The 25,021-nt window shown below is 68.3% G+C and carries 23 protein-coding genes; 5 read left to right on the top strand and 18 right to left on the bottom strand.

Annotation, left to right across the window (positions count from 1 at the left end; all coding sequences use genetic code 11):
* Positions 1-15: 15 nt before the first annotated feature.
* The gene (locus BVIR_RS13495; protein WP_417852033.1) at positions 16-1,914 is read right to left on the bottom strand and encodes an extracellular solute-binding protein; all 1,899 of its coding nucleotides are present in this window, start codon (positions 1,912-1,914) and stop codon (positions 16-18) included.
* 389 nt (positions 1,915-2,303) lie between these two features.
* On the opposite strand from BVIR_RS13495, the gene BVIR_RS13490 reads away from it, so the two are divergent.
* Together BVIR_RS13490 and BVIR_RS13485 are read left to right on the top strand one after the other, a co-directional pair.
* Positions 2,304-3,065, top strand: coding sequence for a 3-deoxy-manno-octulosonate cytidylyltransferase (locus tag BVIR_RS13490; RefSeq protein ID WP_055038128.1), 762 nt, complete (start codon positions 2,304-2,306; stop codon positions 3,063-3,065).
* A complete protein-coding gene (locus BVIR_RS13485; protein WP_055038127.1) occupies positions 3,065-3,937 on the top strand; it encodes a prephenate dehydratase in 873 nt (290 codons plus the stop codon). The genes BVIR_RS13490 and BVIR_RS13485 overlap by 1 nt, the downstream gene beginning before the upstream one ends.
* 538 nt (positions 3,938-4,475) lie before the next feature.
* Here BVIR_RS13485 and BVIR_RS13480 read toward each other — a convergent pair.
* The 3 genes from BVIR_RS13480 to BVIR_RS13470 form a co-directional block, all read right to left on the bottom strand.
* Positions 4,476-5,345, bottom strand: coding sequence for a C40 family peptidase (locus BVIR_RS13480; RefSeq protein WP_055038126.1), 870 nt, complete (start codon positions 5,343-5,345; stop codon positions 4,476-4,478).
* The gene (locus BVIR_RS13475; RefSeq protein ID WP_055038125.1) at positions 5,342-5,692 is read right to left on the bottom strand and encodes a MarR family transcriptional regulator; all 351 of its coding nucleotides are present in this window, start codon (positions 5,690-5,692) and stop codon (positions 5,342-5,344) included. The genes BVIR_RS13480 and BVIR_RS13475 overlap by 4 nt, the downstream gene beginning before the upstream one ends.
* A 74-nt stretch (positions 5,693-5,766) precedes the next feature.
* Complete coding sequence (locus BVIR_RS13470) at positions 5,767-7,146, bottom strand: leucyl aminopeptidase family protein (protein ID WP_055038124.1); 1,380 nt, start codon at positions 7,144-7,146, stop codon at positions 5,767-5,769.
* Between the two features lie 288 nt (positions 7,147-7,434).
* Between BVIR_RS13470 and BVIR_RS13465 the strand changes: the two genes are divergently transcribed.
* Complete coding sequence (locus tag BVIR_RS13465) at positions 7,435-8,310, top strand: tetratricopeptide repeat protein (protein ID WP_082417147.1); 876 nt, start codon at positions 7,435-7,437, stop codon at positions 8,308-8,310.
* A 250-nt stretch (positions 8,311-8,560) separates the two neighbouring features.
* Here BVIR_RS13465 and BVIR_RS13460 read toward each other — a convergent pair whose 3' ends face one another.
* The 10 genes from BVIR_RS13460 to BVIR_RS16955 all read right to left on the bottom strand — a co-directional run bounded on the left by BVIR_RS13460 (position 8,561) and on the right by BVIR_RS16955 (position 17,760).
* On the bottom strand, positions 8,561-9,541 hold the full coding sequence (locus BVIR_RS13460; protein ID WP_055038123.1) for a type II secretion system F family protein: 981 nt from the start codon (positions 9,539-9,541) through the stop codon (positions 8,561-8,563).
* Positions 9,542-9,549: 8 nt separating this feature from the next.
* Positions 9,550-10,533 carry a type II secretion system F family protein gene (locus tag BVIR_RS13455; protein WP_055038122.1) on the bottom strand — a complete coding sequence of 328 codons (984 nt, stop codon included), beginning with the start codon at positions 10,531-10,533 and terminating at the stop codon, positions 9,550-9,552.
* A gap of 3 nt (positions 10,534-10,536) precedes the next feature.
* Positions 10,537-12,021: a TadA family conjugal transfer-associated ATPase gene (locus BVIR_RS13450; protein ID WP_055038121.1), complete on the bottom strand. Its 1,485-nt coding sequence runs from the start codon at positions 12,019-12,021 to the stop codon at positions 10,537-10,539.
* Positions 12,022-12,028: 7 nt separating this feature from the next.
* Positions 12,029-13,306, bottom strand: coding sequence for a CpaE/TadZ family protein (locus BVIR_RS13445; protein ID WP_055038120.1), 1,278 nt, complete (start codon positions 13,304-13,306; stop codon positions 12,029-12,031).
* The gene (locus BVIR_RS13440) at positions 13,303-14,046 is read right to left on the bottom strand and encodes a CpaD family pilus assembly protein (protein WP_055038119.1); all 744 of its coding nucleotides are present in this window, start codon (positions 14,044-14,046) and stop codon (positions 13,303-13,305) included. Before BVIR_RS13440 ends, BVIR_RS13445 begins: the two co-directional genes overlap by 4 nt.
* A 17-nt stretch (positions 14,047-14,063) precedes the next feature.
* Complete coding sequence (locus BVIR_RS13435) at positions 14,064-15,557, bottom strand: type II and III secretion system protein family protein (protein WP_055038118.1); 1,494 nt, start codon at positions 15,555-15,557, stop codon at positions 14,064-14,066.
* Between the two features lie 15 nt (positions 15,558-15,572).
* On the bottom strand, positions 15,573-16,331 hold the full coding sequence (gene cpaB, locus BVIR_RS13430; RefSeq protein WP_055038117.1) for a Flp pilus assembly protein CpaB: 759 nt from the start codon (positions 16,329-16,331) through the stop codon (positions 15,573-15,575).
* Between the two features lie 105 nt (positions 16,332-16,436).
* Complete coding sequence (locus BVIR_RS13425) at positions 16,437-16,946, bottom strand: A24 family peptidase (RefSeq protein WP_055038897.1); 510 nt, start codon at positions 16,944-16,946, stop codon at positions 16,437-16,439.
* Between the two features lie 248 nt (positions 16,947-17,194).
* Positions 17,195-17,368 carry a Flp family type IVb pilin gene (locus tag BVIR_RS16515; RefSeq protein WP_082417144.1) on the bottom strand — a complete coding sequence of 58 codons (174 nt, stop codon included), beginning with the start codon at positions 17,366-17,368 and terminating at the stop codon, positions 17,195-17,197.
* Positions 17,369-17,613: 245 nt separating this feature from the next.
* The gene (locus BVIR_RS16955) at positions 17,614-17,760 is read right to left on the bottom strand and encodes a Flp family type IVb pilin (protein WP_145911957.1); all 147 of its coding nucleotides are present in this window, start codon (positions 17,758-17,760) and stop codon (positions 17,614-17,616) included.
* A 287-nt stretch (positions 17,761-18,047) separates the two neighbouring features.
* Between BVIR_RS16955 and BVIR_RS13420 the strand changes: the two genes are divergently transcribed.
* Both BVIR_RS13420 and BVIR_RS13415 read left to right on the top strand, forming a co-directional pair.
* On the top strand, positions 18,048-18,632 hold the full coding sequence (locus BVIR_RS13420) for a TadE/TadG family type IV pilus assembly protein (protein ID WP_055038116.1): 585 nt from the start codon (positions 18,048-18,050) through the stop codon (positions 18,630-18,632).
* Positions 18,629-19,171 (top strand): TadE/TadG family type IV pilus assembly protein, encoded by a 543-nt coding sequence (locus tag BVIR_RS13415; protein WP_055038115.1) that lies wholly within the window; start codon positions 18,629-18,631, stop codon positions 19,169-19,171. Before BVIR_RS13420 ends, BVIR_RS13415 begins: the two co-directional genes overlap by 4 nt.
* A 52-nt stretch (positions 19,172-19,223) precedes the next feature.
* Here BVIR_RS13415 and BVIR_RS13410 read toward each other — a convergent pair whose 3' ends face one another.
* The 4 genes from BVIR_RS13410 to BVIR_RS13395 all read right to left on the bottom strand — a co-directional run bounded on the left by BVIR_RS13410 (position 19,224) and on the right by BVIR_RS13395 (position 25,019).
* The gene (locus BVIR_RS13410) at positions 19,224-20,720 is read right to left on the bottom strand and encodes a phosphomannomutase/phosphoglucomutase (RefSeq protein ID WP_055038114.1); all 1,497 of its coding nucleotides are present in this window, start codon (positions 20,718-20,720) and stop codon (positions 19,224-19,226) included.
* Between the two features lie 252 nt (positions 20,721-20,972).
* Positions 20,973-22,619: a phosphoglucomutase (alpha-D-glucose-1,6-bisphosphate-dependent) gene (gene pgm, locus BVIR_RS13405; protein WP_055038113.1), complete on the bottom strand. Its 1,647-nt coding sequence runs from the start codon at positions 22,617-22,619 to the stop codon at positions 20,973-20,975.
* A gap of 106 nt (positions 22,620-22,725) precedes the next feature.
* Positions 22,726-23,235, bottom strand: coding sequence for a retropepsin-like aspartic protease family protein (locus tag BVIR_RS13400; protein WP_055038112.1), 510 nt, complete (start codon positions 23,233-23,235; stop codon positions 22,726-22,728).
* A 107-nt stretch (positions 23,236-23,342) separates the two neighbouring features.
* Entirely contained in the window at positions 23,343-25,019 is a 1,677-nt protein-coding gene (locus BVIR_RS13395; protein WP_082417142.1) for a methyl-accepting chemotaxis protein, read from the bottom strand.
* Positions 25,020-25,021 lie beyond the last annotated feature (2 nt).

The following is a 25,021-nucleotide window of genomic DNA, read 5'->3' as shown; positions in this document are numbered from 1 at the left end:
TTCCGCGGCCGAAGGTCAAGGCTTCGCCTCGGCCGCCGGCGTGGCGTCGGCCTTCCACCACCAGATGGTCGGGAACGCGGCGGCGGCGTAGGCCGGCATGCGCTCGGGTTTGCCGAAGCGGTCCCAGCGTGCGGTGCGCTGCTTGCCGTAGGTCCATTGCGGCACGACGTAGCGGTTCCACATCAGCACGCGGTCGAGCGCGCGGGTGGTCGCCACCAGTTCCTCGCGGGTCTTAGCGAAGATGATGCGCTCGATCAGCGCATCGACCGCCGGGTTCTTGATGCCGCCGATATTGCCGGTGCCGGGCACGTCCGCCGCCTCCGAGCCCCAGTAGTAACGCTGCTCGTTGCCCGGCGACAGCGACTGGCCCCAACTGTTGACGACGACGTCGAAATCGAACTGGCGCACCCGGTTCTGATATTGGGTGTCGTCGACGGTGCGCACCGACATCACGATGCCGAGCCGCTCCAGGGTCGGTTTGTAGCGCAGCACCACCCGCTCGAAACTGGGCTGGGAGATGAGGAACTCGACCATGAACGGCTCGCCGGTCTTGATGTTGGTCAGGCGGCGGTCCTTCACCTCCCAGCCGGCCTCGCCCAGCAGCTTTTGCGCCTCGCGCAGGTTGGCGCGCATCGCTTCGGGGCCGCTGCCGCTCGGGGTGCGGTAGGGCTCGGTGAACAGCGCCGGCGGCACCTTGTCGCGAACGCTCTCCAGGATTTCCAGTTCCAGCCCCTGCGGGACGCCGGACGACGCCAGCTCGGTCCCCTCGAAGAAGCTGGCGATGCGGTGGTATTGGCCGAAGAACAGCGTCTGGTTCATGTCCTCGAAATCGAAGGCGAGATCGAAGGCGAGCCGCACCCGCGGGTCCTGGAACTTGTCGCGGCGCAGGTTGAACGCAAACGCCTGCATGATGCCCATGCTGCGGATCGGGAACTCCTCCAGCACCACCCGCTTGTCGCGCACCGCCGGGAAATCGTAGGCGGTGGCCCAGTCCTTGGCGCTCGATTCGGTGCGCCAGTCGAGCTGGTCGGCCTTGAATGCCTCCAGCGCCACCGTCGAGTCGCGGAAATACTCGAAGCGGACCTCGTCGAAATTGTTGATGCCGACATTGACCGGCAGCTTGTCGGCCCAGTAGTCCGCCACCCGCTCATAGACGATGGTGCGGCCGGGCTCGGCCGACTTGATGCGGTAGGCGCCGCCGCCGAGCGGAAACTCCAGCGTCGAGGTGGTGACGTCGCGCGGCTTGCCGGAGGGGTCGGTGCCCTCCCACCAGTGCTTGGGCAGAATCTGGAACTCGCCGACGATCTGCGGCAGTTCGCGGTTGCCGGGCTCGTCGAAGACGAAGGTCACCTCGCGCTCGCCGGTCTTTTCGACCGATTTGACGTGGCGGTAATAGCGCTGGGAGGTCGGCGAGTTCTTGCGCCACACCTCGAACGACCAGATCACGTCCTCCACCGTCACCGGCTTGCCGTCGTGCCAGCGCGCTTGCGGGCGCAGGCGATAGCTGACCTGGGAATAGTCCGCAGGATAGGACACCGCCTCGGCCAGCAGGCCGTAGGAGGTGCCGACCTCGTCCAGCGACGGCGTCATCAGCGTGTCGTACAGCAGGTCGAGCCCCAGCGCGATGTTGCCGCGGACATTGGCGACCACCTGGTTCAGGTTGTCGAACGTCCCCATCGCGGCGAGGCGGGCGGTGCCGCCCTTGGGGGCGTCCGGGTTGACGTAGCCGAAATGGGCGAACCCCGGCTGTTCCTTCGGCTCGCCCAGCAGCGACAGGGCGTGCCGCCACGCTTTGTCACCGGCTTTTGCGGCATCCTCGGCTTTTGCGGGCGCGATCGTCAGCGCGGCGGCGAGGGCAGCCGCGGCAACGGCGGCGACAGGCAGGCGAACAGCGCGGAAATCGAGCCAGGCCACGCGAAATGCTCCAAATGGTTCAGGTTCCGTCGGAATCGGGTGGTGGTGTCTGATCGGACGATTATGGCGCGTTTTTATGTCTTGGCCATTTTATGTCTTCACCACGCCGCGAACGCCAAGCGGCAAACGATGCTGGAGATGGCCGATTGGCGCAAGGAAACCGGCCCGCGGTGCCTGCGTTCGGGGCCAACCACGTTGCGCGGGGCGAGCCAGCCCTTATAAGCGGCGCCAGTCGTTTCCGAACGATCCGGCCCCCGGCATCCGAATCGGCGAATGCCGGGGGCCGGATCGTAACCTGTTGATGCCGCGGATCGAACGCTGCCGAGGCCGGGCACCGCGCTGGTGCCGGCTGCCGGCTTTCCTCCGCATGGGCCACGAAAGGGGCCGCCATGTCCGCCGACCGCGTCGTCCTGCTCGTTCCGGCTCGTTTCGCCTCGACCCGCCTGCCCGGCAAGCCGCTGGCGGACATCAACGGCCGCCCGATGATCGCCCACGTCGTCGACCGCGCCCGCGAAGCCATGCTCGGCGAAGTGGTGGTGGCGACCGATGACGACGCCATCGCCCGGGCCGCCGAGGCCGCCGGCGCGACGGCGGTGATGACGCGGGCCGACCACGCCTGCGGCTCCGACCGCATCTTCGAGGCGTTGAGCAAGATCGACCCGCACCGCAACATCGACGTCGTCGTCAACGTCCAGGGCGACCTGCCGACCATTTCGCCTGCCACCATCCGCGCCGCGCTGGCGCCGCTGGCCGACCCCGCCGTCGACATCGGCACGCTGGCCGCCGAGATCGTGCGCGAGGAGGAGAAGACCGACCCCAACGTGGTCAAGGTGGTGGGTTCGCAGGTGGCGCCCGGCCGCCTGCGCGCGCTCTATTTTACCCGCGCCACCGCCCCGTCCGGGGACGGGCCGCTCTACCACCACATCGGGCTTTATGCCTACCGCCGGGCGGCGCTCGCCCGGTTCGTCGAGCTTCCGCCCTCGCCGCTGGAGCGGCGCGAGCGGCTGGAGCAGCTTCGCGCGCTGGAGGCCGGCATGCGAATCGACGTCGCCATCGTCGATGCCGTGCCGCTTGGCGTCGACGTCGCAGCCGACCTGACCCGCGCCCAATCCCTGCTTCAGGGCGCGGCATCCAACCGAGAAGACGCGTGATGTCCAAGAAAATGATCGTGTTCCAGGGCGAGCCCGGGGCGAACTCGCATATCGCCTGCCAGGAGGCCTTCCCGGATTTGGTGGCGCTGCCGGCCGCGACCTTCGAGGACGCCCTGGCGGCGGTGAAGGATGGCTCGGCCGCGCTCGGCATGATCCCGATCGAGAACTCGGTGGCCGGCCGCGTCGCCGATATCCATCACCTGTTGCCGACCTCCGGCCTCAACATCGTCGGCGAGCATTTCCTGCCGGTGCGCCACCAGTTGATGGCGGTGCCGGGCGCGACCCTCGCCACCCTCAAGACGGTGGAAAGCCACGTCCAGGCGCTCGGCCAGTGCCGCCGCACCATCCGCAAGCTCGGCCTTCGCGCCATCACCGCCGCCGATACCGCCGGCTCCGCGCGCCACGTCGCCGAATCGCGCGATCCCTCCCGCGCCGCCATCGCCTCCCGCCTCGCCGCCAAGATCTACGGCCTCAGCATCCTGGCCGAGGACGTCGAGGACGAATCGCACAACACCACGCGCTTTTTGGTGATGTCGCCGGAGCCGGACTGGGCGCCGGCCGACAACGGCCCGACCATGACCACCTTCGTGTTCCGGGTGCGCAACGTGCCGGCGGCGCTCTACAAGGCGCTCGGCGGCTTCGCCACCAACTCGGTCAACATGACCAAGCTGGAAAGCTACATGGTCGAGGGCAGCTTCTCCGCCACCCAGTTCTACGCCGACATCGAGGGCCACCCCGACCACCGCCCGGTCAAGCTGGCGCTGGAGGAGCTGGAGTTCTTCTGCGAGGAGCTGAAGGTTCTCGGGGTCTATTCCGCCGATCCGTTCCGCAAGACCCTGAACGGCAAGGCGAGTGACACCGTCTCCGGATGAACTCGCCGCAGATCTCCGTGAAATGATTGATTTAAAAGACGAAAATCTGGCGACGTCCAGCGGCTCCAGGCATCAGCATCCGGGCCGTTGGAATAGTACCCGGCCTATGAGCTTGACCTTCCACCAACGCCAGCTCGCCTCATCCTGATGAGCCCGCGATAGCGGGCGTCTCGAAGGATGATACGGTTTCCGGCTGATCGGCTCGGAATGGCCGTTGGTCGGGGGCGCGTCTTTTCCCTCTCCCCTTGCGGGAGAGGGTGGCGAGGATGAGCGCAGCGAAATCCGAGCCGGGTGAGGGGTATGTCAGCCTTCTGCGCGCAGGCCCCCTCACCCGCCTCGCGATCTTTACGATCGCTCGGCACCCTCTCCCGCAAGGGGAGAGGGAAGAAAGAGCCGAGCTGATCAAACGGAAATCGTATGAGGCGGACCAGCGAGGTCGGCCCATGGTTCGAGACGGCTCTGCGCAGCCTCCTCACCATGAGGCCAAGAAAGGTCAGCCTTCGGGGCCACAGTATAACGCAGCCGGTTGCGCCCGCGCTTACTCCACCCAGGCCGGCAAGCGGCACACCGCGTTCACCACCGCCCCGGTGCGGACGATGCGCGAGAGCGCCTGCGCCAGCGGCTCGATCGCCACCATCATGTGCCAGGCATTGGCGTGGACCAGCGTCTGCGGGTCGCTGACGATGGCGACGTGGCCGGGCCAGAACACCAGGTCGCCGCGCTGGACGTTGGCGAAGTCGACGCCGGGGTCGATCGGCTTGCCCAGCGTCGCCTCCTGCTGGTCGCTGTCGCGCGGCGCCTTGATGCCGGCGGCGTCGAGCGCGACCTGAACCAGGCCGGAGCAGTCGAAGCCGAGCGGGGTCTTGCCGCCCCACAGATAGGGCACGCCGAGCAGCCGCTCGGCGACGGTGACGAAGTCGCGCTCCAGCGGTCCGGCCAGCGGGCGGACGTGATGGGCGGGGATATAGCCGCCCTCGGCGGTGACGACGAACCGCCCCTCGGTGCCGGTGATGGCGAGCCGCGCGCCGAGCGTCGGCGCCGCCAGCGGCGGCAGCTTGATGTTGGGCGCGGGGAAGATGAAGGTGCGCGGCACCCGCACGCAATGGGTCGGCGCCGGCCCCGGCGGGGCCAGCGCGCTCGACGGCAGCCAGCCGACATAGCCGTCGGATTCGATCTGGCCCCAGGCCCAGCCCTCCACCGTCGCCTCGTAGATGGTGACGCGTTCGCCGTAGAGCACCTCGGTCGCCAGCGGCTGGTCGGCGACCGGCTCGCGCCGCAGCGGCGCGGCCGGAACGATCACCTGGCACACCGTGCCCGCGACGTAGCGCGCCGCAGGCACCTTGCCTTCGAGATGAAGGGCCGCGAGATCCGGCCGTGCGGGCGTCAGCCGCGGATCGTATCCGGTCATGCATGAAGCTCCCTGGCGCGCGCCACCACGAGGTCGCCGAGCCGCTCGACATAGAGCGAGCCCCGGACGGTGCGCTGGATAATCACGTTACGGCGGTCGGCCTCGTCGCGGCGGCGGGTCACCAGCCCGAGCTTGCCCATGGTGTCGAGGGCGCGGGTAATGACCGGCTTGGTGACGCCGAGCTTGGCGGCGAGGCCGCGGACGGTATGGGGCGGCACTTCCAGATAAACCGTCAGCAGGATCGCGAGCTGCCGCTGGGTTAAATCCGGCTCGCTGTCGCGGACCTGGCCGAGCGCCAGATCGTGCAACAGTTTGAGTGCCTGGGTGGGGCGGAGTTCGACGGCCATCGGCTGCGGAGATTGTTACGCCTGCGTATTATTCTCCACCATGGGATTGGCACGCAAGATTTCACGTGGCGGAATCACAATTTGAATCGATCCTGAAGCAGCGCATCGAGCGCCCGCAGGGTCTGGGCCTCGCCGCCCTCCGGCCGGCCGGGCTTCGGCTTGGGCGTCCAGGCATAGATGTCGAGGTGCAGCCAGCACTTCGCCGCCTCGACGAAGCGCGCCAGGAACAGCGCCGCCATGATCGACCCGGCAAAGCCGCCCGGCGCCACGCTGGAGAGGTCGGCCACCTTTGAGTCGAGGCCGCTGGCATAGGGCCGCCACAGCGGCAGTCGCCACACCGGGTCGGCGGTCGCGGCGGCGTGGCGCGCAAGCGCGGCCGCCAGGTCGTCGTCGTCGGTGAACGCCGGCGGGATGTCGGGCCCGAGCGCGACGCGGGCGGCGCCGGTCAGGGTGGCGAAATCGATCAAAAGGTCGGGGGCCTCGGCATCGGCCAGGGCGAGGGCGTCGGCCAGCACCAGCCGGCCCTCGGCGTCGGTGTCGCCGACTTCGATCGAAAGGCCCTTGCGGCTGGGATAGACGTCGCCCGGTCGGAATGCGGTGCCGGAGATGGCGTTCTCCACCGCCGGCACCAGCAGCCGCAGGCGCACCGGCAGCGCGCGCTCCATCACCAGCTTTGCCAGCGCCAGCGCGGTGGCAGCGCCGCCCATGTCCTTTTTCATCAAGAGCATGGCGGAGGCCGGCTTGATGTCGAGCCCGCCGGTATCGAAGCACACCCCCTTGCCCACCAGCGTCAGCTTGGGATGGGCGGGGTCGCCCCAACGCAGCTCGATCAGGCGCGGCGCCCGCGCCGAGCCCTTGCCGACGGCGTGGATCAGCGGAAAGCCGGCGGCGAGCAGGTCCTCGCCAACGATGCTGGTCACTTCGGCGCCGTGCGGCGCGGCCACCGCCCGCACCGCGTCCTCGAGTTCGGCCGGGCCGAGGTCGTTGGCCGGGGTGTTGACGAGGTCGCGCACCAGGAACACCGCCTCGGCCAGCCGAGACACCTCCTCGGCATCGACGCCGTCCGGCACCACCAGCCGGAACTTGGCCGGGCTGGCACTGCGATAACGCGTGAAGCGATAGCTGCCGAGCAGGATGGCGAGCACCGTCAGAGCCGGCTCCGGCGGCGGCACGGCGAGGCGCCACGCGCCGGCTGGCAACACCTCGGCCAGCTTGCCGGCGATCAGCCGGTCGGCCGCCTCGGTGCCGCGACCCAGCCCGAACAGAAAGCCACCGAGCGCGCCGTCGGCGTCCGGCAGCGCGACGTGCCGGCCGGGCTCGGGCGCAAAGCCGGCCGCCTCGGCGAACGCCGCGGCGGGGGCGCCGAGCGCCTCACGCACTGCCGGCCAGTCGTTGGCGGTGACCAGCCACAACGGGCGGGCGGCGGGGTCGGTTGCGATCAGCGCGGCATGCATCGGCGGGTGCTCATACGAAATCCGGCCGATCGGCCGGAGTTTCGTATTCCTGTCGCCGATAAATCCCCCTCCGATCAAGGTTTTTTCGGCGAGGTTGTGTCCGGGCTCACGGAGCGATCAGCCGGAAACCGTATCAACCACGGAAACTCAAGGGAAATCCGATCACCAATGGCAGTCACCACGCTGGCCCGGAAGCCGCGTCTCGCCGTCACTTAACCTCACGTTAGGGTTAATAACCCATGTTCGAAGCTCAGAAGACGGGATTCGAAGCCCGTGTCGGAGCGTGTCATGTACGACGGTCGGCCTAATTCCCCTGGCGGTTTCTGCCGTGGTTCGTTGCTGGCCTTGACGGTCGGTCTCGGGCTGTTGGCCGGCGGCTGCGCCAGCACTGGCAACGTGACAGGATCGGTGGCGCCCTCATCCGACACCGGGAAGGGCGATTGGCGCCAGCGCGTCGACAGCCTGTCCGGGCGCTACCGCCAGAACCCGGGCGATCCGCGCGTCGCGGTCGACTACGCGCTGGCGCTGCGCGCCACCGGGCAGCGCGAGCAGGCAGTCGCGGTGCTGCAGCAGGCGACGCTGCGCAACCCCAAGGACAAGGCCGTGGCCGGTGCCTATGGCCGCTCGCTCGCCGATAACGGTCAGTTCGAACCCGCGCTGGAGGCGCTGTCGCGGGCCCATTCGCCCGACCAGCCGGATTGGCGCATCCTCAACGTTCAGGGAGCGGTGCTCGATCAAATGGGACGCAATGCCGACGCACGAAAAGTCTACCAGCAGGCCTTGACGATCAGCCCTGAGGAGCCTGCCGTGCTGTCCAATCTTGGATTGTCGCACATGTTGTCGCGGGAATTATCGCAGGCGGAAGCGGTGCTGCGCCGGGCGGCGGAACAGCCGCGGACGGACGCCCGCATTCGGCAAAACCTTGCTCTCGTGATCGGGCTGCAGGGTCGGTTCGAAGAGGCCGAACGGCTGGTGAGCAAGGACCTGCCGCCGACCGAAGCCCAGGCCAACGTCGCCTATCTGCGCACGATGCTGTCCCAGCCGAACAACTGGCAGAAAATCGGCGCCGCCGGCGAGACGTCGGCTTCGGCCGGCAAGCCGGCCCCGCGTCCGGGAGCCGCGGTTGTCGCCGCGCACGCGCCGGCCAGCACGTCGACCCATTGAGGGCTGGCGGCCGGCGACCGCCACCTGGATCGTCGCGAAACGCCAATCTCCGCAACGCCGGCCGCCGGTTTGCGGAGATTTCGGTTTTTGGGGATCGGATGTCCGCGCCGCACCGCTTCGTGATCCCGGAAACGGCGTCATCGAGACCCCGGCTTCGAGAATGGGATTGTCGCGATCGGCAGCCGGCGCTCCGGCTTGACCAGCGGAGAACCGGAGCGGTGGCGAGGAGCCGGCCCGGCCGGCGCGGCGCTCACCCCCGCATCTTGATGATCTGGATCGCGGCCGGTCCGAGGATCACGACGAACAGCACCGGCAGGAAGAACAGGATCATCGGCACCGTCAGCTTCGGCGGCAGCGCCGCGGCCTTCTTTTCCGCCTCGGTCATGCGGATGTCGCGGTTTTCCTGGGCCATGACCCGCAAGGTCTGGCCGAGCGGGGTGCCGTAGCGCTCGGACTGGATCAACGCCATGCACACCGCCTTGACGCCGTCGATGTCGACCCGGTTGGCGAGGTTCTCGTAGGCGGCGCGGCGGTCCGGCAGGTAGGACAGCTCCGCGGTGGTGAGGGTGAACTCCTCCGCGAGCGGCACCGATTGCGTGCCGATTTCCTCGGAAACCTTGCGGAATGCCACCTCGATCGACATACCGGCCTCGACGCAGATCAGCAGCAGGTCGAGCGCGTCGGGAAAGGCGCGCTTGATCGAGGCATGGCGCTGCTGGATCCGATTCTTCAGGAAGATATCGGGCGCCTTGATGCCGAGATAGGCCGCCACCACGCAGATCATGATCTTCACCGTCGCCGGGAGGTCCAGCGGCACGATCGCGAAGATGTAGAGTGCGGTGAACAGGAACAGCCCCACCGGCGCCACCAGGCGGAAGAACAGAAAGACCACATAGGGACCGTGGCCGCGGAAGCCGGCCCGCCGCAGCTTTTCGCGGACATCGTCCTCGCCCAGCCATTTGCGCAGGTTGAGCTGTTCGACCGTAACCCGCATGTAGTCCTTCGGGCTGCGGCCGCGCAGGTCGATGCGCTCGCTGTGCGCCAGCCGTTCGCGCTCGCGCTGGCGGATCGCGGCGCGCTCGACGGCGACCGCCTTCATCCGCTTCTCCAGCCCGTCCGCCGGCACCAGCGTGGTGATCAGCGTCCAGGCTGTCGCCGCGACCGCGATCGCCGTGAACAGCGCCGTCAGGAAGGTGGTGTCCTGCAGCTTTTGAATCACGAGTTCGAGCATGCGGCGCCTCAGAAGTCGAAATTGATCATGCGCTTCATCACCAGGATGCCCATGGTCATCCACACCGCGCTGCACACGAGCAGAACTTGGCCGATTGGCGTGGTCCACAGCAGCTCGATGTATTTCTGGCTGGTGAGGTAAATCAGAAATGCCACGATCACCGGCAGCGAGCCGATGATCCACGCCGAGGCCTTGGCCTCCATCGACAGCGCGGCGATCTTGCCCTTCATCTTCTTGCGGTCGCGCAGCACGCGCGAGAGGTTGCCGAGAACCTCGGACAGGTTGCCGCCGGTGCGCTGCTGGATCGCGACGACGATGCCGAAGAAATTGGCTTCTGGCAGCGGCACGCGCTCATAGAGCTTCGTCACCGCCTCGGGCAGCGTCACGCCCAGCGTCGTCGCCTCGACGATCAGCCGGAATTCGGTGCGGACCGGCTCCTGCGCCTCGTTGGCGATGATGGTGATGCAGTCGCCGAGCGGCAGGCCGGCCTTGACGCCGCGAACGATGACGTCGATGGCGGCGGGAAATTCCAGCACGAACTTCGCCTCGCGCCGCTTCTTGAGGTAGCTCAGCAGCCAGCGCGGGATGCCGAAGCCGCCGGCGAAGGCGGCGCCGAGCGCCACCAGCAGGTGCTGCCCGGTCAGGAGGGCGATCAGCCCCAGCGTCAGGCCGATGCCGGCGCTGATCAGATAATACTGCTGCTTGGACCAGCTGACGCCGGCCTGGTTCAGGCGGATCGCCAGCGAGGGATTGTTGGCGTTCTTCTGGCGCTCCTCGAGCGCCTTCAGCGAGTCCTCGACCTGCTGGCGGCGGTTGATGGTCGGCTCGTCGCGCCGGGCCCGCCGCGCGGCGGCGACGTCGTGGGCGGAGACCTGCGACATCCGCCGCTCGGCCTGGCGCTCGCCCGACAGCAGCGGATAAAGGAACACCCAGGCAATGCCGCCGGCCGAGATCGAGGCCAGCGTGATGACGGCGATCGAGTCGAGTGCCATCGCTCAGCTCCGGACCGGCGTTTCGGCGGCCTCGGATGCGTCCAGCGCGGCGGCGAGCCGGCGTTCCTCGCCGAAATAGCGGGCCCGCTCCCAGAACCGCGGCCGGCCGATGCCGGTCGAGCGGTGGCGGCCGATGATCTTGCCGCCCGCGTCCTCGCCCAGCAGGTCGTACACGAACAGGTCCTGCGAGATGATGACGTCGCCCTCCATGCCCATCACCTCGGTGATGTGGGTGATGCGGCGCGTGCCGTCGCGCATGCGGGCGGCCTGGATGACGACGTCGATCGATGCGACGATCATCTCGCGGATGGTCCTGGAGGGCAGCGCATAGCCGCCCATCGTGATCATCGATTCGATGCGCGACAGGCACTCGCGCGGCGAGTTGGCGTGCAGCGTGCCCATCGAGCCGTCATGGCCGGTGTTCATCGCCTGCAACAGGTCGAACGCCTCCGGCCCGCGCACCTCGCCGACGATGATGCGCTCCGGCCGCATGCGCAGGCAGTTCTTGACCAAATCGCGCATGGTGACCTGGCCCTCGCCTTCGAGGTTCGGCGGCCGGGTTTCGAGCCGAACCACGTGCGGCTGCTGCAGCTGCAGCTCGGCGGCGTCCTCGCAGGTGATGACGCGCTCGTCATGGTCGATGTAGTTGGTGAGGCAGTTCAGCAGCGTGGTCTTGCCCGAGCCGGTTCCACCGGAGATCACGGTGTTGCAGCGGACACGGCCGATGATCTTGAGGATCTCGGCGCCCTCCGAGCTGATCGAGCCGAGGCGGACCAGTTGGTCGAGGGTGAGCTTGTCCTTCTTGAACTTGCGGATGGTCAGGCTCGGACCGTCGATCGCCAGCGGCGGCGCGATGACGTTGACGCGGGAGCCGTCCGGCAGGCGGGCGTCGCAGATCGGGCTCGATTCGTCGACGCGGCGGCCGACCTGGCTGACGATGCGCTGGCAGATGTTCATCAGCTGCTGGTTGTCGCGAAAGCGCACCGACGTCTGCTGAATCTTGCCGTGGGTCTCGATGTAGACGGTCTCGGCGCCGTTCACCATGATGTCGGCGATGTCGTCGCGCGCCAGCAGCGGTTCGAGCGGTCCGTAGCCGAGCACGTCGTTGCAGATGTCGGTGAGCAGGTCTTCCTGCTCGGCGATCGACATCACGATGTTCTTGATCGTGATGATTTCGGCGACGATGTCGCGGATTTCCTCGCGTGCGCTCTCGCCGTCGAGCCGGGCGAGCTGGGTGAGGTCGATCGCCTCGATCAGCGCGCCGAAGATCTGGCTCTTGACCTCGTAGAAGCGCTCGGAGCGGCGCGCGTCGTGGGGCGGCGGCGGTGGCGCCGGGGGCAGCATCCGCCCCGGCTCAAGCGGCCGGCCCGCCTCGGGGCTGCGCGCGGGCACCAGGGTCGGCGCGGTCAACACCGTCGTCACAGGCGTCGGGCTGAGCCCGACCCCGCCGGTCTGCCCCGGTCCGACACCTGCACGCTTGCCGAACATGGCGACCTCAGCTCTTGACCAGTTTTGTCCGCATCTTCTCGATCAGCGGCGTCAGCAGCGCCGACGCGCGCGTTTTCTTCGGGTCGTTCTTGCCGGTGATGGTCTGGGCCAATTGGCGGAAGGTATCGGTGACGCGGTGCTTGGCGTCGACCTCGGCGACCATCTGGCCGTTGTTGGCGGCGACGCCGAACAGTTGCGGCTCGAATGGCATCGACACGATCGGCGAGGTTTCGAGCGCCTTGGCGAAGTCGGCAGCGCGGATCTCCGGCCGCTTCGGCACGCCGACCTGGTTCAGCATGTAGAGCGGCGGCCGGTCGTTCGGCCGCGCGGCGCGGATCAGGTCGATCAGGTTCTTGGCATTGCGCAGCGAGGCCAAATCGGGCGTGGCGACGATGAGGATCTGGTCCGCCGCGATCAGCGCTCGCTTGGCCCATCCGGTCCACAGATGCGGCACATCGAGCACGATCCACGGCACGGTGGTGCGCAGCACGTCGAGCACCGGGTCGACCGCCTCGGCGTCGAAATCATAGGTGCGCTCGAGCGTCGCCGGTGCGGCCAGCACCGACAGGTGTTCGGCGCATTTGGACATCAGCCGGTCGATGAAGGCGGAATCGACCCGCTCGGGCGCGAACATCGCATCCGCCACGCCCTGTGGCGGGTCCTGGTTGTAGTCGAGGCCGGCGGTGCCGAACGGCAGGTCGAGATCGACCACCACGGTGTCGATGACGATGTCGCGGGCGATCGACCACGCGATGTTGTGGGCGACGGTCGAGGCGCCGGCGCCGCCCTTGGCGCCGACCACGGCCAGGGTGCGGCCGACCGGCTCGGCGTCGGGTGCGGTGAACACCGCGGAAATCGCGCGGATGATGTCGATGCGGCCGATCGGCGCGATCAGATAGTCCGACACGCCGCGGCGGGTCAGCTCGCGGTAGAGCTGGACGTCGTTGAGGCGGCCGATCACGATCAGCTTGGTGCCGAGGTCGCAGCACTCGGCGAGGCGGTCGAGGCCGTTCAGCAGGTCCTCGCGCGCGCCGGAATGCTCGATGACGATCACGTTCGGCGTCGGCGCCCCGCGATAGGCCTCCAGCGCCGCGGCGATACCGCCGGCCTGCACCTTGAGATGGGCCTTCGCCATGCGGCGGTCTTCGGCGGCGGCGGCAATGGTGGCGCTGGCGTCGTGGCTTTCGCAGAACGCCTGGATCGAGATGCGCGGCACCGGCGCGATGTGCTCCTCGCCCGGCTCGGGCGCGGGGAATGACGGGGCAAGCGCAACCTGTCGCGTCATTTCGCCACCTCGCTGATTTTTTCGCCGTCCTTGTCACGAACCTCGGTCGAGGTGTCCTGGCCGCGCACATAGGCGTCGATGACGGTTCTGCGCCGCGCTGCGCTCTGCGCCTGCACCGAGCGCGGCTGCACCAGATCGGCGGGATTGTCGATCATGGCGGCCATGGCCTTCTGGTTGGCGCACCCGAAGTTCCAATAGGGCCGGTTCTCGACCTGGAGCCCATAGTCCGCCACGCCGAGATCGTCCGGCCACACGCCGCACGGGCCGGCTTCCGCCTTGACGGTGGGATAGACCACCCTGAGCGGCGCCAGGGTGTTCTCCGGCAGCGGCACGTAGGAGGCGACGGCGATGCCGTGGGGCGGGATGCCGGCGGCGGTGAGCACCGCGCGCACCTCGCGGGTGGCGGCGTGGGCGGCCTGCTCGTTGACGCTGCCGGCCGGCACCTCGATGGTGACGCCGCCGGTGCCGCGGCGGCGCCAGCTTCCGGCGAACGAGGTCAGCTCGGCGCGCTGCAGCGGCGTCAGCGAGCCGCGGCCGGTGCCGATCAGGATCTCGTGGACGGCGCCGCCCTCGGCGATGCGGATGGGGTGGCGCTCGGCATAGGGCATCGGATAGCCGCTCTCGACCACGCGGTCGGCGTGGCAGCCCGCCAGCAGCGCGGCGAGCGCGGTGCCGGCGGCAGCGCGGGCGAGAACGGAGCTGCGCCAGACGGGCCGGGCGATCTTGGGTGATCTCGACATGGTGGTCTCCGGTCCGCTCAATCGATGATGAAGCCGTAGGTGCCGTGATAGGGCCGGGTCGGATCGACCTTGCCGGCGACGCCGTAGATGCGGTTGATCCGCCCGAGCAGGATGGTGGAGGGGTCGGACGCCGGCGCGAAGCCCTCGTCGGGGGTCTGCAGCTCCGAGCGCGCCACCGCGTTCACGATGTAGGGCGTCACCATCACCATCAGCTCGGTCTGCCCGCTCTGGTAGTCGCGCGAGCGGAACAGCGTGCCGAGCACCGGCAGGCTCTGCAGGCCCGGCGTGCCGTTGACGCTCTGCTTGGTCTCCTCCTTGATCAGGCCGGCCATCATGATCGAGCCGCCGGAGGGCAGCTCGACGGTCGAGCTGGCGCGGCGCACCTTCAGGGACGGGATGATGCCGGCGGTGGTCTGGACGGTGTTGTCGGACGACAGCTCCGACACCTCGGTGCCGACCCGCAGGCTGATGCGTCCTTCCGACAGCACCACCGGGGTGAAGTCGAGCCCGACGCCGAACGGCTTCCACTGGATGTCGACGGTGCAGTAGCCCGAGGTGTCGCAGTTGCGGCCCGCCGCCACCGGGAACTCGCCGCCGGCGAGGAACTTGGCCTGCTCGCCGGAAATCGCCGTCAGCGTCGGCTCCGCCAGCGTGCGCATCACGCCGGCCTGCTCCATCGCCTGGATGATGGCCGCGACCGTGCCGCCCGAGCCGTTGAATACCGGCGCGATGCCCGAGCCGCCGGCATTGCCGAGCCCGCCATTGGCGATGGCGCCGCCATTGACCGGGAACACGTTGGTGTAGTTGCGCAGCGCGATGTCGGTGCCGACCGTCAGCGTGCCGTTGAGGTCGACGCCGAGCTGCTTGACCACGGTGCGCTTCACCTCCGCCACCACCACCTTGAGCATCACCTGCTCCTTGGCGCGGATGGTGAGGCGGTTGATGACGTTCTTGGTGCCGTCGTCGCCGGAACTGGCCGGCTTCGAGTCGCCCGATCCGCTGCCTTTCGCGTCGGCGAGGAAGGTCGCGGCGATGCTGACGGCCTGGGCCGCGTCGGCGGCGTTGGCGACGGTGCCCGACAGCACCACGGCCTTGCCGGCGGCATCGACCCGGATGTCGCCGTTCGGCATCAGCCGGCGCAGCGTGGCCTGCAGCGCGGCGGTGTCGACGCCGACGGTGATGTCGAAGGCGGCGATCTGGCGTCCGTCGGTGTCGAAGAACACGATGTTGGTCTGGCCGGCCTTGACGCCGACCACGAACACGCGCCGGGCCGAGCGCACCACCGCGTTGGCGACGTCGGGATCGACCACCAGCACGTCCTTGGCGTCGCGCGGCAGCTCGATCGCGACCGATTTGCCGCGGCCGAGCGCCAGCATGCGCGATCCGGAGTCGCCGTCGGCGACCCGGACGACAGGCTCGGCGGCGGCGACCGGCGAAGGTGCCGCCGGCACCAACAGCAAGGTCGCGGCGAGCGTCGCCGGAACCGCGCGGTGCAACCATGTGGTCTTCATCTCAGTTCCCGGTTCTCAGTGGCCCGCGCCGGTTGCCATGCCGTAGATGATGTTCACGCCGCCATCGCGAACCGGCTCGGTGTCGGTGGCGTCGGCGATCGAGCGCAACGCGAGCGAAATGGAGCCGCTCTGGCGGGCTTGAGCGAGGGTCTCGGTCTGGCGTCCGTTGAGCTCGAGGGTCGCGGTCTTGCCGACGACGACCTTGTCGCCGTTCTTTTCTTCGATCGTCTGGTCGATCGCCAGGACGCGCACGTTGACGAGCACGGTCTCGGCCTTGGCATCAGCCTTCTCGCTGGAGCTGCGCTTGGTGAGGATGACGTCGACGCGGTCGTTGGGAAGGATGAAGCCTGCGGCGCCGGTCTCGGGCGTGATCTCGACCGAGGTGGCGCGCATGCCCGGCGGCAGCATCGCCGCCATGAAGCCGGAGCCGTCGGCGCGGATCAGCTTGGCTTCGCGGATCGGCTCGCCCTTGGCGAACGCGGTGCGGGCGATGGTGCCCGACAGGGCTTCGGGCGCGTCCGGCTTGTGCTCGCGAGTGATGAATTGCGGTCCCGCGGCCGCGGCGGGCCAGGCCTCCCAGGCGATATCGCCCGGTTTGACCGTGTTGCCGGTGCCGATATCGACGCTGGCGATCAGGACGTCGACGGTATCGATCTGCTTGGCCGGCTGCTGCACGACGACGGTCTTCGCCGGTGGCGAGCCTGCGGCCAACAGCGCGGCGAGGGCGCCGGCGCCAAGCGCGACCAACAGAACCACCACGCGAGCGCGTTTCATGACCCACCACCCCGGACGCAGCCCGGCCAAGAATCCGGGACGTGCCGAGATTTCACCCGCGATCGGTCAATTTAAGGTTAATTTCAGGTATCCGATTGAGCCGGCTCAGCCCGGCGCGATCGCCGCCATCCACGTGGTTTGCGGATAAATCAGCAGGCCGGCGGCGGCGAGCGCGATGCCGTAGGGAACGCCGGCCTTGGTGTGGTGCAGGCGTAACACCCAGTCCTGGCGCAGTAACGCCGCCGGTAACGGCACGGTTCGCACCGACAGGAGAATCAGCGTCAGCGCGCCGCCCAGCGCCGAGGCGATCAGGGCGTATTCGAGCAGCGAGCCCCAGCCGAGCCACAGCGCGGTGGCGCTCGCCAGCTTGGCGTCGCCGCCCCCCATCCAGCCGGCGGCGAAGAAGCCGAACGTGACCGCCAGCACCAGCGCGGCGGCGGCGACGTGCCAGCCGACTTCGGCCAACGGCAGTCCGGTCAGCACGGCGGCGACGACGAAGCCGACCACCAGCACCGCCGACACCCGGTTGGAGATGCGCATGGTGATCAGGTCGCTCGCCGCGGCGAACGCCATCGCCATCGGAAACACCGAGAGCACCACCAACGTCACCAGCAATTTCGCCTCCCTGTCGCCGGCTGCCGGCGGTGTCACCAAGGTCTAGGCCACGGCGGTGAATATCCGGTTGCCGCGGCCGCCTGCCGGCTGCGGCGTCGCATCGGCGCGAGCGAGGCCGTCCCGAGCAGGCTTGCCCCAAGCTGACGCGGTGTCGGCCAACGCAAAAGGCCCCGGCAGTGCCGGGGCCTTGCAAAACCCGGACGGGATCGGAGGCGAACCCCGCTCCGCGCGTCCTTGTCAAAGCGCTCTTAAACAGCCTGAAGCTTCAGCTTGTTAGCGATGCGGGTGAACAGGGCGCCGATCTCGGTGCCGAGCAGGGTGGCGCCGGTGACGATGGCGAGCGCGATCAGGGCGGCGATCAGGCCGTACTCGATGGCGGTGGCGCCGGACTCGTCCTTCACGAAGCGCGAAAGAATGGTCATGGTCTTGCTCCTAGGATCCAACTGAATTTGTCTGCAAAGTGCCCGAGGATAAGCTGCACCTCCCCCCGGGATCGGCGTGAACGATAAGATCGTTTTGTTGCGATCACGTTAAATCAATCGTCGAAACCGGCTGTAACTGTTCGAATGCCAGACGAAGTTAATGAAGACTGAGCTGTTCTGGGTAAACCTCGGTTAACGTTGTCGGCAACCGTTCGCGGTGCTCGGACGGCGTGCAACTTCCGCCGCTAAAGCGGGACGTGGTGGCCGAACCGGGTGGCGATGGCGATCGCCACCACCAGCGTGGCCAGCGACAGGCCGGCGGCGACCCAGCCGTACTCGGCCGTCACCTGGGCCGTATCGTTCCGCCAGAAACGCTCGATGCGAGTTTTCACAACACTCTCCGCGACTGCTTGAGCTGTGCCACGGGTCTATCTGGTCGCCGCGGCGGTTGCGCCAACGCTAGCCGCCGGGAATTTCCTACCGATTTAAGTCAAACCATTCTGGCCGCGCCGACGCGGCAAATGCCCGGCATGGTTAATCCATTCTTGCCGCGTCGCCCGCGGCTGTAACCGTTAATGAAAACCCAATGGCGGCGCCGCCGCAGCGCGTCAGTTCCTAACGTCGCGTCAATGATCGTCCGATAATCTGAATCGATAACAGACCAAGCGGAGCCGGTCAGATGGCGGATGCAGCAGGGCAGGGCTGGCGACGGCGGCTGTTGCGGCAATGCGGCGTGCCGGCGATACGGCGCCTGGGCGCTAGCGCCGACGGCTCGGCCGCGGTCGAGTTCGCCATCGTGGCGATGCCGTTCCTGGCCGTGCTGCTGGCGATCCTCGAAACCGGGCTGTTCATGTGGGCGAGCCAGGTGCTCGACACCGCGACGACCTTGGCGTCGCGGAAGATCCTCACCGGCCAGGCCCAGAACGGCAACTTCACCAGGGACCGGTTCAAAAGCGAGCTGTGCAGCCAGATCGTTGGCCTGATCGACTGCTCGAAGGTGATCCTCGACGTGCAGTCGTCCTCCGGCTGGGGCTCCATCGGCATGGACCCGCCGGTTACGGCCGGCGAGGTGGTTGCGACCGGCCAGACCTACGATCCCGGCACCGCCGGCGACGTCGTGATGGTGCGCGCGGTCTACCAGTACCCGCTGCTGATGCGCACCTTCGGCCTCAGCTTTGCCGACCTCGACAATGGCAACCGCCTGCTGGTGTCGACGGTGGTGTTCAAGAACGAACCGTACATCAGCACGGGCACCACGCCATGACGGCTCCGCTGTTTCAACCGCCCGGACGCGGCTTCCTGGGCGACTGCCGCGCGGTGGCGGCGACCGAATTCGCCATCATCCTGCCGGTGATGCTGGTGCTGTATATCGGCGGCATCGAGGTGACGCAGCTGGTCGGCGCCGACCGCAAGACCTCGCAGGCGGTGCGCACCGCCGCCGACCTCACCGCGCAATCCAGCGGGTGCAAGAAGGGCGTGTCGTCTGTGCCGAGCGACATCGCCAACGCCTTCACCGCCGCCGACATCGTGGCGGCGCCTTATCCGGTGGCGCCGCTGAAGGTGACGCTGACCTGCGTCGAAATCGCCACGACCGGCACCGCCAAGGTGCTGTGGAGCTACAGCCTGCGCGGTGCCGCACGCGCGACCGGGAGCTTTTCGCCGCCGGGCGGTCTCACCGACGGCAACGCCACCAGCTATTGGGTGCTGGGCGAGGCGACCTACACCTACACCCCGAACTTCGGCGACGTGCTGACCGGCAACATCACCCTGTCGGACCAGGTCTATATGCGCAACCGCCAATGACGCGCGGCGAAAATTCCTGAGCCGAACATGACGTGATCACCCGGCAGCGTTCTCACAGCCGCTGGTTATAGGCGCCGACCTCGGGATGGCGGCGCAGCACGGCGTCGATGGCCTCGAACATCTCGTGCATCCGGCGCTCCGACACCGGGCTTTCCACCACCACTACCAGCTCCGGCTTGTTGGAGGACGCCCGCACCAGGCCCCAGGAGCCATCCGCCACCGTCACCCGCACGCCGTTGACGGTGTTGAGGTCGCGGATCGGCTGGCCGGCGATGAGCTCGCCGTTCGCCTTCGCCGCGGCGAAGTGGTTCACCACCGCGTCGGCGACGCGGTATTTCACCTCGTCGGCGCAGTGCGGCGACATGGTCGGTGACGACCACGTCTTGGGCAGCGCATCCTTCAGCTCCGCCAGCGTCTTTCCCGGATTGCGGTCGAGCAGCTCGCACACCGCGATCGCCGAAACCAGGCCGTCGTCGTAGCCGCGTCCGATCGGCGGGCCGAAGAAGAAGTGGCCGGACTTCTCGAAGCCGGCCAGCGCCCGAAGCTCGCTGACGCGGCGCTTGATGTAGGAATGGCCGGTCTTCCAGTAGTCGGCGGTGACGCCGTTTGCGATCAGCACCGGGTCGGTGGCGTAGAGGCCGGTCGATTTGACGTCGACCACGAAGGTGGCGCCGGGGTGGATCGCGGAGAGATCCCGCGCCAGCATCACACCGACCTTGTCGGCGAAGATCTCGTCGCCTCGATTATCCACCACGCCGCAGCGGTCGCCGTCGCCGTCGAAGCCGAGGCCGACCTCGGCGCCCGACGCCGTCACGGTGTCGGCGATGGCGTGCAGCATCTTCATGTCTTCGGGGTTGGGATTGTAGCGCGGGAAGGTATAGTCGGGCTCGACGTCGAGCGGCACCACCTCGCAGCCCAGCCCCTCCAGCACCTTCGGCGCAAACGCGCCGGCGGTGCCGTTGCCGCAGGCGCACACCACCTTGAGCCTGCGGCTGAGCTTTGGCCGGTCCAGCAGGTCGGCGATGTAGCGCTCGGCCATATCCGCGACGAAGGCATAGCTGCCGGGCGCAAGATCGAAATCGGCGGCGAGTACGATATCGCGCAGCGCCGCCATCTCGTCGGGGCCGAAGGTGAGGGGACGGTTCGCCCCCATCTTCACCCCGGTCCAGCCATTGTCGTTGTGCGAGGCGGTGACCATCGCCACGCACGGCACGTCGAGCGCAAACTGGGCGAAATAGGCCATCGGCGACAGCGCAAGGCCGATGTCGTGAACTTTCAGGCCCACCGCCATCAGGCCGGCGATCAGCGCGTATTTGATCGCCGAGGAATAGCCGCGGAAATCGTGCCCCACCACGATCTCAGGGCGAACGCCGCTGCGGCGGACATAGGTGCCGAGCCCCAGGCCCAGCGCCTGCACCCCCATCAGATTGATCTCGCTCTGGAACAGCCAGCGCGCGTCGTATTCGCGAAAGCCGGTCGGCTTCACCAGCGGGCGCGATTCATACGCGAAGGTGTTGGGCGTGAGAGCGGGCTGCGGAATGGGATACATCGGATCCTGCATGACCGGACGTTGCGCTTTGGCCGGTATACACCGTTTCGGACGGATCGATGGCCGCGGACATCCGCGCCGCGCCCTTACGGGCTCGTTCGTCATCCCGGCCGAGCGCCAGCGCGAGCCGGGATCGTCTGCAGGACAACGCACCCCTGCTGGAAGACGGTCCCGGCTCGGCGCGACGCGCCGTCCGGGACGACGCCATCTCGATGACACCGCGTCATCCCGCGCGAGATGCTATGCGGGCGATCACGCCCCCGCCAGCGCCGCGCCGACGATGGCCTTCGCCTCGGTGACGATGGCGTCGAGATGGCCCTGATCGCGGAAGCTCTCGGCGTAGATCTTATAGATGTTCTCGGTGCCGGACGGCCGCGCCGCGAACCAGCCGGCGGCGGTGGTCACCTTCAGGCCCCCGATGGCGGCGCCATTTCCCGGCGCGTTGGTGAGCTTGGCGGTGATGGCATCGCCGGCGAGTTCGGTGGCGGCCACCGCGGCCGGCGACAGCTTGCCGAGCTTGGCCTTCTCCTCCGGCGTCGCCGGCGCGTCGATGCGGGTGTAGAGCGGCGCGCCGAACTCCGCCGTCAGCTCCTTGTAGTGCTCGCCGGGGTCCTTGCCGGTCACCGCGGTGATCTCGGCGGCGAGCAGGTCGAGGATCAGCCCGTCCTTGTCGGTGGTCCACACCGTGCCGTCGCGGCGCAGGAAGCTGGCACCGGCGCTCTCCTCGCCGCCGAAGCAGAACGAGCCGTCGACCAGCCCCGCCACGAACCATTTGAAGCCGACCGGCACCTCGGCGAGCCGCCGCCCCTGCTTGGCCACCACGCGGTCGATCATGCTGGACGACACCAGCGTCTTGCCGACCGCGGCGTTGGCCGGCCAGTCCGGCCGGTGGGTGAGCAGATAGCGGATCGCCACCGCGAGATAATGGTTGGGGTTCAGCAGCCCGGCCGACGGGGTGACGATGCCGTGGCGGTCGGCGTCGGTGTCGTTGGCGAACGCCACCTGATAGGAATCCTTCAACCGCACCAGGCTGGCCATGGCGTAGGGGCTGGAGCAGTCCATCCGGATCTTGCCGTCGTGGTCGACGGTCATGAAGGCGAAGCGCGGGTCGAGCGTGTTGTTGACGACCTCGATGTCAAGACCCCAGCGCGCGTTGATCGGCTCCCAGTAGGGCAGCGCCGCGCCGCCCAGCGGGTCGGCGGCCAGCTTGAGGCCGGCCGAGCGGATCGCCGCCATGTCGATCACGCTGCCGAGGTCATCGACGTAAGGCTGGATGAAATCGTACGGGTGCGTGGTCTCGGCGGTCAGCGCCTTGTCGTAGGACATCCGCTTCACGCCGCGGTTGCCCTCGCGCAGCAGCGCGTTGGCGCGGGTCTCGATCCATTTGGTGGCGTCGGAATCGGCCGGGCCGCCGTGGGGCGGATTGTACTTGAAGCCGCCGTCCTCGGGCGGATTGTGCGAGGGCGTGATGACGATGCCGTCGGCGAGATGGTCGGTGCGGCCGCGGTTGTGCACCAGGATGGCGCGCGACACCGCCGGCGTCGGGGTGATGCCGTCGCCCGGCTGGATCGCCACCGTCACGCCATTGGCCGCCAGCACCTCCAGCGCGGTGCGCTGGGCGGGGTGGGACAGGGCGTGGCTGTCCTTGCCGAGATAGAGCGGCCCATCGATGCCCTGGCCGGTGCGGTAGTCTGCGATAGCCTGGGCAATCGCCAGGATGTGCGCCTCGTTGAACGAGCCGGCCAGCGAGGTGCCGCGGTGGCCGCTGGTGCCGAAGGCGACGCGCTGGGCGGAATCGTCGAGGTCCGGCACGCGGTCGAAATAGGCGTGATCGAGGCGGCCGAGGTCGACCAGCAGCTCCGCGGGCGGCAGCTTGCCGGCGAGAGGCGAAATCGTCATTGAGAAATCCTCAAAACGGGCGATGTCCGGAAAACGCCGCCGGTGCCCAGAATGAAGCAATGCGGCGGTTCGCCGTCGAAGTCCAGCCGGCCGCGGCGCCCCGCCCTCACTGGCTGATCAGCAGGCGGCCCTGGCCGACCTCGATCTTGCGCATCTTGCGCATGAAGTTCATGCCGAGCAGGCTGTTCGACAGCGCGCCGGCCGGCAGGATGGCGACCTCCAGCGTGTAGAGGCAGAGGTGGCCGAGCCGGACATTGAGCAGCTGGTCGAGTTCACCCACCACCATGCCGTTGGCGGTCTGGAAGCGGGCCTTGCGGCGGGGCGGGCTTTGGACGGCGAGGCCGAGCCGGCGGGCGTCCTCGGCCGACAGCGTGGTCATCGACGCGCCGGTGTCGACGACGACGCGGACCTCGCCGGTCTTGGTCTTGAGCGTGCTCCAGGCGTGGCCGCTGCCGTCGAGCCGCAGCGACAGCGGCTCCGGCTTGGGGGCCTCGCAGCCGAGCGCGGTCTCAGCCGGTGGTGGCTGCGGCGGGGCCGGGTCCTGGGTCAGGGCGCGTACCGCGAACACGGCCGCGGCGCCGATGAAAAACGCAGTTCCGACCGCCCATTTGAACATGTTCGCTCCGGCCCGATGCCACCGCGGTTGCGCAGCTGACGATACCAAAACACCAGCCTGCCGGCTCACCGGCGGGCTGGTGTTTTGCGGACACGGTTACCGGAAGATCAGGCTGCGACCTGGTGGAGGAAGGTATCGACCGACTGCTGGAGGCGCTGGGCGGCCTGGGCCAGTTCGCCGGTCGAATCCAGCACGTGGCGGGCCGAGCGGTTGGCCTCGCCGATGGCGGCGGTGACGGTCGAGACGTTCTGCGCCACCGTCGCGGTGCCGGCGGAGGCCTCCGAGACGTTGCGCGAGATCTCGTGGGTGGCGGCGCCCTGCTGCTCGACCGCGGCGGAGATGCCGGCGGTGAAGCGCTGCACCTCGTCCATGGTGGCGCTGATCGCCCCGATCGCCTGCACCGCCTCCGCGGTCGCGGTCTGGATGCCGGTCACCTGGGTGCCGATGTCCTCGGTGGCCTTCGCGGTCTGGCTGGCGAGGGTCTTGACCTCCTGAGCCACCACGGCGAAGCCGCGGCCGGCCTCGCCGGCGCGGGCGGCCTCGATGGTGGCGTTGAGGGCCAAGAGGTTGGTCTGCTCGGCGATGGCGCGGATCAGGTCGACCACGTCGCCGATCTTCTGGGCCGAGGCCGCCAGCGTTCCGACCTGGGCGTTGGTCTTCTCCGCCATCTCGGTGGCGCGGGTGACGATGTCGTTGGTCTGGGCGACCTGGCGGCCGATCTCCTGCACCGAGGAGCCGAGCTCCTCGGCGGCCGAGGCGACGCTCTGGACGTTGGCGGCGGCCTGCTCGGAGGCGCCGGCGGCGGACACCGCCTGCTCGCTGGCTTCCTGGGCGACGGCGGTGAGGGCCTTTGCGGTGGCTTCCAGCCCGTCGACATTGACGCCGAGCGCGCCGAGCACGGTCTGGACGTCGGCGCGGAAGGCGGCGATGGCGGCTTCGACCCGGGCTTGGCGCTCGGCACGGGCGGCCTGCTCGGCCTTGGCCTGGGCTTCGAGTTCGACGCGCTTGATCGCGTTGTCGCGGAACACCAGCACCGCGCCGGCCATCTCGCCGAGTTCGTCCTTGCGGTTGGTGTCGAGCGCGACGTTGGTGTCGCGGCCCTCGGCAAGGTCGAGCATCACCGTCCGCAGCACCTGCAGCGGCTTGACGATGCTGCGGGCGGTCCACAGCGCGACCGAGATCAGGATGGCGAGGATCATCGCGGTCGCGACGCCGGCCTTGAGCGCGGCGTTGATCACCTCGGCCTCAAGGTCGTCGATATAGACGCCGGTGCCGACCAGGAGGCCCCACGGTCCGAACCGCTTGGCATAGCTCATCTTCGGCGCCGGAATGTCGGACCCGGCACGCTTGAAGACGTAGTACACCACCGCTTCGCCGTTGCGGTCGGTCAGTTCGTGCATCTCGCGATTGTAGGCCTTGCCGTTGGGGTCCTTGACCTCCAGCCGCGAGGTGCCGATGGTCTTGGGCGCGGCCGGGTTCACCCACTGGATTCCGTTACGGTCCTGGATGAAGAAGTAATCGCCGTCGCCGTACCGCATGCGGTCCAGCACCGCGTAAGCCGCCTTCTTGGCGTCCTCTTCGGACATCGTTCCCGCCACGGCTTGGCGGTGGAAGGCATCGAGCACGCCGGTCGCCGAATGCACCAGCGTCGCCAATTGCTGGCGGCGCGCCTCATACATGCTGTCGCGCTGCAGCCAGACCATTGCGCCGGCAAGGATTCCACAGCCGGCCGCCACCAGTCCGACCAGCAGGAACAGGCGTCCCCTTACACTGAGTCGCATCATTG

Origin of the sequence: Blastochloris viridis (assembly GCF_001402875.1) — a bacterium.
Taxonomy (GTDB): Bacteria; Pseudomonadota; Alphaproteobacteria; order Rhizobiales; family Xanthobacteraceae; genus Blastochloris; species Blastochloris viridis.
The sequence above is the reverse complement of the archived record's forward strand: the minus strand, read 5'-3'. Positions and strand labels throughout refer to the sequence as shown.